Raw genomic sequence first — 13031 nt, forward strand, 5'->3', positions numbered from 1 at the left:
AGAAGTTGAGATTATCAACTTCTTTTTTATTTACTTAAATCAAGCTTCTTAATCGAGCTTTTTCTTCTTCTGAGCAAAATGCGGCCCGAACAGCATTTAAATATAATTGACGTTCATCTCTTTTAGTTAAGTCTGTTTTTTTCTCTAGTTGCTGATATTCAAAAGGTAGATTGGTATTAGAGACCGTCATATTATCAGAATTAAGAGTAACTTTAACATCTTCGGATAATAACTTTTTAATAGGATAGTCATCCAATTTATCAAATACTTTCGTATTTAAATTTGAAGTTGCACAACATTCCAAGGTGATTTTATCCTTAACAATTGTCTTAACTAATTCTTCATCTTCACTACAACGAATTCCATGGCCGATTCGAGTAGTTTTTAAAGCCAGAGCCTCCTTCATTGATTCTGGTCCCATTGCTTCTCCTGCGTGAATAGTGTAAGGAATATGGTAAGATCTAGCTTTGTCAAACAAGTCTTTATATTTATGAATTGCAAATTCTGGGGTCTCTGCACCGGCTAAATCGATTCCAACCACACCTTTATTAAGAAACTTTTTTGCCACCTCAACAGTCTCTTCATTTTCTTGATGATTATTCTTCATTCGCATACAACAAAGTAAAAAGTTTGCATGAAGAGGAGCAGTAGATTCATTTTTAATTTGCCAATTCAAGAATTTATTTCGTCCCTTAATAGCAGCTTGGACTACTTCGGTTTGAGTTAAGCCGTTTTGAGTGTGTAGTTGTGGAGCAAAGCGGATTTCCACATAAACCAGGCCTTGTTGTTTAAGTTCTTTTAATAAATCGAAAACTATCAGTTCTAAATCGCCTTGCGTTTGCATCAAAGTCAAAGGGAAGGCGAATTTTTCTAAATATTCATTCAAGTCATGACAATCATTAGACACGGATAAATGAGATTGTAATTGCATATCCGTCATCGGAGGGATGCCATGAATTTGCATTAGCTTTTTAACCGTAGAGTAGGGTAAAGAACCGTCCAAATGTAAATGAATATCAATTAATGGTTGCATAAAAAACTCTCCTTCTAAATGATAAAATGTTAAATTGTTCATATTTTACCACTTATTTAGAAAGCTGTAAGCTTTATTCATTAAAAATATTATTAAATAACTACGTTTTATCAAATGGCAGTTTTATTGTTCGTGTTTATCCAAATTTGAAATTTCATTTAAAGCATTTCGTTGTTCTTTTTGGTTAACGTGGGTATATAAGTCTGTCGCACTCGTTCCTTTTTGACCCAATTGCTGGGCTACTAAAACTTGATCTTTGGTGACACTATATAATTCCGAAGCTAAAGTGTGACGTAATTTATGAGGGGTAAGAGGGTGGCCAAAGGCAGCAGAATATTTATTGACCATTTTCTCAATAGCATTTGTAGTCATTCTTCGAGTTTGATCGTGCCATCTAGTTAAGAAAAAGGCGTTTTCCTTATTATCAGCCAGATAACGATCTTTACGAATATTCTTATACTCAATAATATAATCAAGCGTCCATTCCGCAATTGGAACACTATCTCTTTGTCCACCTTTACGCGTTACATCGAGAATTGCATCTTTAATATTTAAATCCTGCATATTCACACCGGCACATTCAGAAACCCGAATTCCAGTTCCTAAAATCAAAGCTACAATGGCCATATCCCGCTCTTTATTCCTTTTAAAGCCGGGGAGGGCTTGTTTATTACATTGTTGTCCGTATTCCTTATCAATGAAGTCTAAAAATTGATACTTTAAATCGCCTGTGTACATATGCGACTCGAGTACATGAGCTCGATAGTTCAAAGTTTTTGAGCTGTTCAGAGAATCAATCTTGAGCATCACATTTCTATCAAAATATGGTTCACCATTGTTATTATCGGCGGTAACTGTCAAAAATTTAAATAAAGATCTCAAAGCGTTAATCGAACGATTAATGGTTGTAGGCGAATTCAAACGGCCTTGTTGATTTTTTATATGACCCAAGTAATCAATATAGAGCATGATGTCGTTTCGTCTAAGCTTTGCAAGTGTATCGACAGTTACATGCTGATTATCTTTAGCAGATGAAAGATTTTGGCTACGTAACCAGTCAAAGAAACGTCTGATTTCAGTAAGATATTGATATGAAGTGGTTAAAGAATGACGGGTTCCTAAATTATATTCTTTAACAAAATCTGGCATCTTGGTTAATTCGCTTTGAATCAAATCTAAATATTTTTCTGTTTCCAAAAAATCAGCTCCTAGAATATTTACCTAATTTATTGAATTATATCATGAAAAAGAGCGAGAAAGAGGATTATCTACCTATCATTAAAATTATAGTTTTAATGATAGCAATAGAAAAAATGCTAAGAAAAAGCTATTTTTCAGGCATATCAATAACTTATTAGCTGAATTTGGCTATCAAGATTTAATTTCTAACACAAATATTTGTAAATATAATTTATTTGATTTAAGATATATTTTTAGTGAATTCAACTCAATCAAATTATTTAGTAAATATATTATTGATCGTTAAGTATTTTTAGATTTTATCTAAATAATCTATTAATATTTATAACTTTAACTATAATTATTAATTTATAGTTAAAGTTTATCTTATGTTTAATACTTTTCTGTTTAAATAATAAACTATTTATTTTAAAATATTCACTGATTGGATTAGTTGAATCTCTAATCTGTAACTATACGATTTAGTAGTTTTTAATAAAATATATTATTAATGGTATAGATACACAATTGTTTTGATAGATTTTTATCTATATTACTTACCTATCTCACCAATTTAACAATCTATTAATACACTGTGTATTTATATAGTATGTTTTAATTTTATTAAAATAGTCTATGTATTTTTAATTTAAAGTTGTATAGTCTATAGCTATAGCTTTATAATAATTGAAGGGATCGAAATGCTCTATGAGTGTTAATTTAGGACAAGAAATTTCACGTCGTAGACGTGAGCAAAAATTAACTCAAGAAGATTTAGCGGAACTCAGTGATTTATCCGTTAATTTCATTTCACGTCTTGAGCGTACCAAAGATCAAAATGTAAGTATTCAAAAGCTAGATTCTATTGCTCAAGCTTTGAATACAACCACTCCAGATATTATCAACAATGCTTATCGTTCAAAGAAAGTTAAAAACGATAGTACTCCAGATAATACTCCTGTTTTTATCCAAAAAGTAACTAATGAATTAAGAAAGTTACCTGCAGATAAGGCAGAGCGTGTATGCAAATCACTAATTGTATTGGTTAAAGAAATTAACAGTTAATAATACAATCTACAAATAACAAAAAAGACACCGCTATTAATGGCAGTGTCTTTTTTGATTTCTTTTTCTAATCAGTAAATTTAGATCCAGTAACTTCAATAGTTTTAATTACTACATCCTCTAAAGGTTTATCTTGCTTATCTTTTTTAACCTTTGCAATTTTATCAACGATATCCATACCTTCAGCAACTTGACCAAATACCGTATGTCTACCATCTAACCATGGAGTTCCACCTTGCTTATAAGCTTCGATGATCTCCTTTGGATAACCAGCAGGCTCCATTTGTTTAATCATTCGTTTAGGCATATTCTTGTTTTGCACAATGAAGAACTGACTGCCGTTAGTATTAGGACCTGAATTGGCCATGGATAAAGCTCCTCTTAAGTTGAAAAGCTCTTTTGAAAATTCATCTTGGAATGGATGGCCCCAGATACTTTCACCGCCGGTGCCATTTCCCTCTGGATCTCCTCCTTGAATCATAAAGTCACTAATAACTCTATGAAAAACAAGACCATCATAATATCCTTTCTGAGCTAAACGCACAAAGTTTTCTACTGTCATTGGGGCTTCTTTAGGGAACAATTGAATCTTTACATCCCCTAAACTAGTTTTCATTACAGCGTATGGTTCTTTTAATTCTTCAATATTAAGTTGTGGGTAATCCATTTTATACTCCCTCTTTCTAAACAACAAAAAAGGCAACCTTTCGGCTACCAATTTGTCTTTTAATTATCCTTCAAAAGCATTAGTTAATGGAGGAACAACTTGCTTCTTTCTTGAAACAACGCCTGGTAACTTAACTTCAGAATCTGATAACTTCTTACCAAAGGCCTTTTCAAAAGTAGCTTTATTTTCATCGCTACCTACTACTAAAGCTTCAGAGTCAGAATCTAAAATATTAGTAATAAGAAGCATGAACATATCATATCCATTTTCTTTTGACGCATTTTCCATAGCCTTTAAGAAAGCATCTTTACGTTCCATAGCTTCTGGAAGGTCTACAACGTTAATTTGAGCTACACGAACATTGTTGCCATTTAATTCAAAGCTCTTAGCATCTAAATCAATTAATTCATCTTCTGACTTATCAGCAATATTAGTACCAGCTTTAAGCATTGCAAGACCGTATTCCTTGTAGTCAACACCAGCAATCTTAGCTAAAGCTTCAACAGCTGCTTTATCTTTATCAGTAGTAGTTGGAGACTTCAAAAGCAAAGTATCTGAAATAATTGCAGAAAGCATTAAACCAGCTAACTTTTCTGGGATTTCCATTTCTTGTTCATCGAACATTTCCCAAACGATAGTACTGGTACAGCCTACTGGTTCAGCACGATAGTATAAAGGATCAGCAGTATTAAAGTTCATGATACGGTGGTGATCAACTACACGACTAACTTTAACCTTATCAATATCAGATACACTTTGTTGAGGTTCATTATGGTCAACAAGCATAACTGACTTAACTTCATCTGATGCTGTCTTAATTACACGTGGTGCTTCAAAACCAAACTTAGCTAAAGCATAGGCAGTTTCGTCATTAGGTTCTCCAAGAGCTACAGGTTCAGTGTTGCAGCCTAACTTATTTACAAAATATGAAAATGCAATGGCAGTACCAATGGCATCAGTATCAGGATTTTGGTGACCAAAAACTAATTCTTTTTCCATTAAAAAGATTCCTCTCTTCTTTGAATTTTATTCACTCTTCTCTACTAGTCTACTAGAATAATCCTTTTTATCCAAGAACTTCTGAAATTCTTTTATCATATTTTTAACGCGTGGAATTTCCGTTTTCCCTTTTCGATATACCAAAGAAATGTCAAATTCTTTATCACCCTTTAAATAAACTGGGGTTAAAGAATTGATATTGTCTTCATGTTGCAAATAATAAGATTGACTAATAAAAGTATCATATTTGCTATTTTGCGCCATTTTTACATTTTGTTGAGTAGAAGAAGAAGTAATTGGTACTCTTAGCTTATTTCTACTCCCAAAAACATTTTGTATTACTCTTCTTAAATAAAAATCAGCAGGATATGCGACCCATTTACGATTATAGAATCTGCTTGGGATGCATTCTTGATATTTTTCTACTGTATCTTTATGGGTTAAAATAATCAATCGATCTTTATAGATGTTTTCTTTAGTAAATTGTGATTGAATTACAGGATCACCTTTTGCATACATCAAAGCAAGGTCTAATTCATTATTATCAAGATACTTTAAAATATCTTGATGATTTAAAACTTCAATAGTAAGAGTAATATTTGGATAATGTTTATGATAATCCACCAAAAAGTCAGAAAGGACTTTTCCTTCAATTGAGTTTAAAACCCCGATCGAAATATTTCCCTTATCGATTCTGGTAAAAGCTTGCACATTATCCACTACTGCACTAATGGTACCCAAGAGCTTCTCGGCAGCCACTCGCATTTCTTTTCCGGCAGCTGTTAAATATAACTTTTTGCCGGCTTGACCAAAAAGTGGTGCCCCAATAGCATGCTCTAACTTCTTAATTTGTTGAGTTAAAGCAGGTTGCGTAATCCCAAGTATTTCAGCTGCTTGGGTATAATTCATTGTGCTAACTAATTGTAAAAAATAACGTAATGATTTTGCTGAAAGTATAGTATCTGTTTTAGGCATAGTGATTAGCTTCTTTCTAAAATAATTATTTAATAATAAGCTACATCCCATAGCAAACTTTATTATCAACCTAAAAAATAAAAGTGTCAACGAATACGTATTGTTGACACTTTTGAAACGGTTTCAGATTTTAGAATAATTCAGATACATTCTCATTTTTATCACTAGTTGGTCGACCTAATTCTAGTCTAATAGGCGTTCCATCTACTGAAGGATCCAATACAAATGACCCATTTGAATAGCGATCTCCTAAAGGAAATTCACTTGTTTTAATCTTTACATGACGATCGCTGCTAGTTGTCAAAAGCAAAGTATGATTTTGACCATAAGAAGTAAGTGCAGCAATTCTATGTGGCTTAGTCTTTAATTCACGTAAGATTTGCACACCTCGTTTAGCTCTAGAAACTTTATTTATCAAGTTCAACTCTAACTGCTTAAAGGCTCCACGTTGAGTAATTAGACCTATCTTAATCAAATCTTCAAATTCAGGCGCTACTAAAACGTATCCTACTACATAATCATCATCTTTTAGATTTACTGACTTTACTCCGACTGCTTTTGCACCAGATTCAGGGATCTCACTAACATCATATTTCACTGCATAAGCCATATTAGTAACTAAAGTAATCTCTTTATTAGAATCTGGGCTAAGTAAATCAACTTGTAATAAATGACTATCTTTGCTCTTCATTTTAATAGCAGTAATGGCACGAGATTTATAAGTTCTAGTTGGTTGTAAATTAGCTAATTTTAGACGCTTAATATATCCATCGTTAGTTGCTAGTAAGAAATCTAAATCTTGGCTAAGGTCTTTAAAGTTAAATACACGAATAATCTTTTCATCACTATCAAGCCCAATTTCTTGAGATAAGTGTTGGCCCGTTTCCTTCCATTTAGTTTCCACCAATTCATGTACAGGACGATAGATTACATTACCTTTGTTAGTGAAGAGATAAAGATTTTCTAGAGTGGATACATTCTTTTCATAAACTACTGCATCCCCATCAGGCAATCCATTATCACCCTCAGCAGTTGATTGATATGATCTTAAAGATGATCTCTTTAGATATCCATCTCTACTAATTAAAACACGAACTTGTTCATCAGCAACTAAAGCCTTCTCATCAATATGGATCTTAGCAGTTTCTTCAGAGATTTCAGTTCTTCTCTCAGTACCAAACTCTCTTTTAACAGCATTCAATTCCTTAATGATTTCTTTTTCTAAAGTTGCTCTATCAGAAAGAAGCTTTCTATACTTATCAGCTTTTTTATTTAAGTCAGTTTGTTCAGCAATTAATGCATCAACGTCGGTATTAGTTAAACGATAAAGCTGTAATGAAACAATTGCTTCTGCTTGATTAGTTGTAAAATCAAATTCTTTTACTAAATTACGCTTAGCATCTGCCTTATTCTTAGAAGATCTAATCACCTTGATTACTTGATCTAAGATATCCATTGCATGAATTAAACCAGCAATAATTTCAAGACGAGCTTCAGCTTTATTCAAATCAAATTGTGTTCGCTTAGTGACTACCTCTTCTTCGTGTTCTAAGTATGAGGAAAGAATCCTCTTCAATCCTACTTGAACTGGAGTCATATGATCAATGGCTACCATATTGAAGTTGTATGAAACTTGTAAGTCTGTATTCTTAAACAAATAATTCAAAATATTTTGAGCATCTGCGCCTTTTTTAAGCTCAACTACAATTGATAAACCATGACGGTCAGTTTCATCTCGAACTTCAGCAATCCCATCAATTTCTTTATTTAGACGGATCTCATCAATCTTTTTAACTAATAAAGCTTTATTAACGTCAAAAGGAATTTCAGTGGCTACGATTTCTTGACGATGACCACGAATTTCTTGAATGCTGGTTTTAGCACGAACTTGAATACGCCCACGACCAGTTTCATAAGCTTCTTTAATACCTTTAGTTCCCATGATAATGGCACCAGTTGGAAAATCGGGTCCTTTAACATACTTCATTAAATCATCTAATGTCGCATCGGGATGCTTTAATAAGTAAATGGTCGCTTCAATTACCTCGGTTAAATTGTGAGGAGGGATTTCAGTTGCGTATCCTGATGAAATACCTGTTGAACCATTTACTAATAAATTAGGAAATCTTGCTGGTAAAACTGTTGGCTCATATTCAGTATCATCAAAGTTTAATACCATGTTAACCGTATCTTTATCAATATCTTGTAAAAGCATATTAGAAATCTTACTTAAACGAGATTCAGTATAACGCATGGCAGCAGGACCATCACCATCCATCGAGCCATTATTACCATGCATTTCTACTAAAGGCTCACGCATTTTCCAATCTTGAGATAAGTGTACTAATGCGCCATAAATAGAACTATCACCATGGGGGTGAAAATTACCCATGATATTACCTACAGCCTTTGCCGCTTTTTTATATGCTTTATCATATGTATTGCCATCCTGATACATTGCATAAAGGATTCGACGCTGTACGGGTTTTAGCCCATCACGAATGTCAGGTAAGGCACGTTCTTGAATAATATATTTTGAATAGCGGCCAAATCGTTCCCCCATTACTTGTTCAAGGGGCATTTCACGAATTCGTTCTTTTGTGGTCATTAAATCAAAACCTTCTTTATTCATTATCACTATCTAGAATAGAAGCATCTTCGCCCATTCTAAACTTAACATTTTCTTCAATCCATTTTCTTCTTGCAGCGACCTTGTCACCCATTAAAGTAGTGACACGTCTTTCCGCAAGAGCAGCATCATCAATTTTTACTCTAATCAGCATTCGAGATTCAGGATTCATTGTCGTTTGCCAAAGTTGTTCAGCATTCATTTCTCCTAAACCTTTAAAACGTTGCAAAGAGTAACCTCGACCCATTTCTTTTTCATCAGCTGCCAATTCTTCATCGGTCCAAGCGTATTTGATATTAGCCTTCTTCCCGCGACCTTTTTGCAAACGATAAAGTGGGGGAAGGGCAATATAAACTTTACCTTGCTCAATCATTGGACGCATGTAGCGATAGAAGAATGTTAAAAGCAAGATTTGAATATGTGCGCCATCATCATCGGCGTCTGTCATAATAATAACTTTATCATAGTTAGAATCTTCAACTTTAAATTCAGTTCCAACTCCAGCGCCAATTGTATAAATCATAGTATTGATTTCTTCATTTTTGAAGATATCTTGAAGCTTAGCTTTTTGGGTATTAAGCACTTTACCTCTTAAAGGCAAAATTGCTTGGAACTTTCTATCTCTACCTTGCTTTGCGGAACCTCCAGCAGAATCCCCTTCGACTAAGAATAGCTCATTTTTCTTAGGATTACGTGATTGTGCAGGAGTCAGCTTACCAGATAAAACTTCTTTCTTGCGTCTCTTTTTTCCGTTCCGACTCTCATCACGAGCTTTTTTGGCGGCTTCACGTGCATCCCTTGCTCGTTGCGCTTTTTTGACCAGCTCTTGAGCCAGTTCTCCGTTTTCCATCAAGTAGTAAGACATCTTTTCATAAACCAAAGAGTCAACTGCTGATCTTGCTTGCGGAGTACCGAGCTTACCTTTAGTTTGACCTTCAAATTCCAATAATTCCTCTGGAATCTTAATAGATAAAACCGCGCTAAGGCCTTCTCGGTAATCAGAGCCATCAATATTTTTATCTTTTTTACCTAAAAGTCCCTGCTTCTTAGCATAATCATTAAATGCTCGGGTAAACCCACTTCTTGCACCCACTTCATGACTACCACCATCAGCAGTACGGACATTATTTACAAAAGAAACAAGGTTTTCGGAATAGCCATCACTGTATTGACCACTAAATTCAATTTCCATACCATCTTGCTTACCTTCAAAGTAAAAGACATCACTGATAGTTCCTTTTCCTTCATTTAAATATGAAACAAAAGACTTAATACCATCATCATATTTAAACTCATCATGATGCCCATCTCGTTCATCAGTTAAAGTAAATTTAACACCCTTTAATAAGAAGGCTGATTCACGGATTCTTTCTTGGATAGTTTCGTACTTATACTTAACAGTTGAAAAAATGGTTTCATCAGGTTTAAAAGTAATGGTCGTTCCAGTTTTATCATCAGTAGGTCCCACACACTTCAAAGTACCAATTGGATGACCACCTTTTTCAAATTCTTCTTCATAAGCTTTTCCATCACGAACAACGCGAACTTTCATATAACTGGATAAAGCATTAACTACTGAAGAACCAACCCCATGAAGACCACCAGATGTCTTATAGTTTTGTTCTGTAAACTTACCTCCAGCGTGAAGTACAGTTAAAATTACTTCAATAGTTGGTTTCCCGGATTTGTGCATTCCTGTTGGCATTCCACGTCCAAAGTCACGCACTGTAATACTATTATCCTTGTGAATGGTAACATCAATTTCGTCACCATATCCTGCCATTGCTTCATCAACAGAATTATCGACGATTTCATAAACTAATTGGTTAAGTCCATGTATATCAGTTGAACCAATATACATTCCCGGTCTTTTACGAACTGCTTCTAGACCATGTAATATTTGAATCGAAGAATCGTCATAAGTATTAACTTTAGCCACTAAAATTCCTCCATTTATTCAATAAATTTGTATGCTCCATATATTTACTCGTAAAACTTTGCTAAAATAGCCATAGATTTAAATGGAGTTGTTTAATCATATGTTTACATTAAAAATAGAATCGCTACTTATTTTAGCATATTTGATTGGAAGTTTCCCCACGGGAGTAATTATTGGAAAAATTTTCTTCCATAAAGATATTAGGAAATATGGTTCCGGCAATATTGGGACGACAAATACGTTTAGAGTATTAGGTCCTGTAGCTGGTATTATTGTTTTCCTAATTGACTTTTTCAAAGGCACACTTGCTACCGTATTACCTGTGATCTTTCACTTAGGTCCTCATTATTTATGTTTGATTTTTGGATTTGCTGCTATTATCGGCCATGCTTTTTCAATCTTTTTAAAATTTAAAGGAGGTAAAGCAGTAGCTACTACCGCGGGGTTCATCCTGGGTTATAATGTGCATTTTTTCTTAATTTGTGCTTTAATTTTCTTCCCTACACTTTTTATAACCAGCATGGTATCTCTAACTAGTTTGATATCTATTCTTTTGATTTTTATTGCATCATTCTTCTTCCATGATTTGGCACTAACCATCTTAAGTGGAATATTAGTCATCCTTATCTATTGGAGTCACCGAAGCAATATTAAGCGTTTAGAAAAGCATCAAGAAAACTTAGTACCTTTTGGTCTTGTTTATTGGTATAAAAAGCATCATCAAAAATAATAAAGAAACAAATTAATAACCAGCAAGGAATGTATCTTTGCTGGTTTTATTATATTATATCTCATACAAACAATAGTTCGCAAGTTAGAGTTTATTATCCTAACTACTATTGATTAATCATCTACTAAAGTATTTTTTGCAGCCTGAGCAAAATCATCAAAGTAGTCTACATCCTTTTTACCCACCAGGGTATAATCCTGCTTCAGTTGCTGGCCATCATTAAGTAAAAACATTTTTTGCAACTGATCGTTCATTAATAAATCTGCCGTTCGCTCATTCATTAAAAAATATCCAGACCCACTTGTAGCCATCAAAGCTGCTTCGTTAAAACTATCTACAGCAATAAAAGGACTTGTAATCTTTAAAACATCCTTATGATAATGCAGTTCGCCAGCTTCTTCTTCCGTTTTAGCAATTAAAATATTAGGGATCTTCTTTAAATCTTTAATATCAACCGTTTGTTCTCCAGGCATAAAATTACCAGCTTGAAGAATAACCATCAAACTCACTTCTGTAATTGGTTGTAGACGATAATTATTAAAATCATTATCACGTGGATCAGTTAAAGCTAAGTCAATTTTTCCTCCTGCAAGTGCATCCCCAACTTGATCTTGATATAGAGGGAGGAGTTTAATATCTATTTCGGGATGCATCTTTCTAAATTCCTCTACAATCTTTTCTACGTCTTTACTACCAAAACTTTTAAAATATCCTACTTTTAAAGTCATTTTTCTCTCCCAAATAAATAAGGTTTTGGTTTGCGCCAAAACCCTAATTTTTATTCCTCTTCTCCATGGTAAGCAATACTAAATCCAGCATTAAATTCTTCACCTGGAGCCAAATGATTCATTCCATACTTTTCTTCTAATTTACCACTGGCATCTTGTCTATCAGCAATTCCCCACCATGGTTCGATACATACATAATTATCAGTCTTTGGATATTGTGACCAAATTCCTACAAATGGCGCATCTCTAGTCCAAACATTAATATGAAACTTACTCTTTTCAGTCTTAAGAGAAATCTTGTTATCGTGACCACGTAATTCATAAATTAGGGCATCATTTTTAAATAAGTCATCGCTGATGGTAATTAAACTATCAGTAGAGGCTAAAGATCTTTTATTCCAGTTTAAATATGCACCCTCTAAAGGAATTCGAACTCGAGCTTCAGAAGGTTGCGTAGCAAAGTAGTAATCTTCCTTTACAGTTTCTTGATTTACTGGCAAATTAAATCCAGGGTGTCCTCCAACGCCGAAGATCAATTCCTTATCATCAGTATTAGTAACTGAGAAGTTTTCTTCCAATAAATTATTAAGCAAGTTATAGTTAACCCGTAATTCAAACTTAAATGGATAAACCCTTCGAGTTTCTTCATTGTCTCTCAATACAAAAGTAATGCTTTCTTTTGTATGCTTTTCAACTTCAAATTCTTGATTACGTGCAAATCCATGTTGTCCCAAATGATAGGTCTTCCCATCATAAGTATATTCATCATTCTTTAAACGGCCAACAATCGGAAATAGTACAGGTGCATGACGTCCCCAAATTTTTGGATCAGCTTGCCACATATACTCATATCCTGTATGTGTTCCCTTAACGCTTTGAATTTCTGCACCTTTGCTAGAAATTTCTACTTTTAACATATTATTCTCAATAGTGTAATTCATATTGTTCTATCCTTTATCCAGTTTAGTTTGCTAAAAATTAGCTAAATCTTTAATTATTATTATATCACTTAATGCTTAAAAATATATGCGCTTACATTAAGCTACTTAAAATATTCATAAGTAAAATAAAAAAGGGTAACTCTACC

General features: G+C 33.7%; 11 protein-coding genes. 2 read left to right on the plus strand and 9 right to left on the minus strand.

Going from position 1 to position 13031, the window contains the following annotated elements:
• Positions 1-34: 34 nt before the first annotated feature.
• Both add and xerS read right to left on the minus strand, forming a co-directional pair.
• Positions 35-1033 carry an adenosine deaminase gene (add, locus tag KBW87_RS04180; RefSeq protein WP_057811177.1) on the minus strand — a complete coding sequence of 333 codons (999 nt, stop codon included), beginning with the start codon at positions 1031-1033 and terminating at the stop codon, positions 35-37.
• Positions 1034-1156: 123 nt separating this feature from the next.
• Positions 1157-2230: a tyrosine recombinase XerS gene (gene xerS / locus KBW87_RS04185; RefSeq protein ID WP_057811180.1), complete on the minus strand. Its 1074-nt coding sequence runs from the start codon at positions 2228-2230 to the stop codon at positions 1157-1159.
• A 690-nt stretch (positions 2231-2920) separates the two neighbouring features.
• On the opposite strand from xerS, the gene KBW87_RS04190 reads away from it, so the two are divergent.
• Complete coding sequence (locus KBW87_RS04190) at positions 2921-3277, plus strand: helix-turn-helix domain-containing protein (protein ID WP_057811182.1); 357 nt, start codon at positions 2921-2923, stop codon at positions 3275-3277.
• A gap of 67 nt (positions 3278-3344) precedes the next feature.
• On the opposite strand, the gene KBW87_RS04195 is transcribed toward KBW87_RS04190, so the two are convergent.
• The 5 genes from KBW87_RS04195 to parE all read right to left on the minus strand — a co-directional run bounded on the left by KBW87_RS04195 (position 3345) and on the right by parE (position 10486).
• Positions 3345-3944 (minus strand): peptidylprolyl isomerase, encoded by a 600-nt coding sequence (locus KBW87_RS04195; RefSeq protein ID WP_057811184.1) that lies wholly within the window; start codon positions 3942-3944, stop codon positions 3345-3347.
• Positions 3945-4007: 63 nt separating this feature from the next.
• Positions 4008-4943, minus strand: coding sequence for a manganese-dependent inorganic pyrophosphatase (locus KBW87_RS04200; protein WP_057811186.1), 936 nt, complete (start codon positions 4941-4943; stop codon positions 4008-4010).
• Between the two features lie 27 nt (positions 4944-4970).
• Positions 4971-5918: a LysR family transcriptional regulator gene (locus KBW87_RS04205; protein WP_057811188.1), complete on the minus strand. Its 948-nt coding sequence runs from the start codon at positions 5916-5918 to the stop codon at positions 4971-4973.
• A 130-nt stretch (positions 5919-6048) separates the two neighbouring features.
• Positions 6049-8526, minus strand: a complete 2478-nt coding sequence (parC, locus tag KBW87_RS04210; RefSeq protein WP_057811296.1) for a DNA topoisomerase IV subunit A — start codon at positions 8524-8526, stop codon at positions 6049-6051.
• Between the two features lie 16 nt (positions 8527-8542).
• Positions 8543-10486, minus strand: coding sequence for a DNA topoisomerase IV subunit B (parE, locus tag KBW87_RS04215; protein WP_057811189.1), 1944 nt, complete (start codon positions 10484-10486; stop codon positions 8543-8545).
• A 100-nt stretch (positions 10487-10586) separates the two neighbouring features.
• On the opposite strand from parE, the gene plsY reads away from it, so the two are divergent.
• Positions 10587-11216: a glycerol-3-phosphate 1-O-acyltransferase PlsY gene (plsY, locus tag KBW87_RS04220; protein ID WP_057811192.1), complete on the plus strand. Its 630-nt coding sequence runs from the start codon at positions 10587-10589 to the stop codon at positions 11214-11216.
• A 113-nt stretch (positions 11217-11329) separates the two neighbouring features.
• On the opposite strand, the gene KBW87_RS04225 is transcribed toward plsY, so the two are convergent.
• Together KBW87_RS04225 and KBW87_RS04230 are read right to left on the minus strand one after the other, a co-directional pair.
• Positions 11330-11944 carry a LysR family transcriptional regulator substrate-binding protein gene (locus KBW87_RS04225; protein ID WP_057811193.1) on the minus strand — a complete coding sequence of 205 codons (615 nt, stop codon included), beginning with the start codon at positions 11942-11944 and terminating at the stop codon, positions 11330-11332.
• 50 nt (positions 11945-11994) lie between these two features.
• Entirely contained in the window at positions 11995-12885 is an 891-nt protein-coding gene (locus KBW87_RS04230) for an aldose 1-epimerase family protein (RefSeq protein ID WP_057811195.1), read from the minus strand.
• Positions 12886-13031 lie beyond the last annotated feature (146 nt).

Origin of the sequence: Lactobacillus intestinalis (genome assembly GCF_024397795.1) — a bacterium.
GTDB classification, from domain to species: Bacteria; Bacillota; Bacilli; order Lactobacillales; family Lactobacillaceae; genus Lactobacillus; species Lactobacillus intestinalis.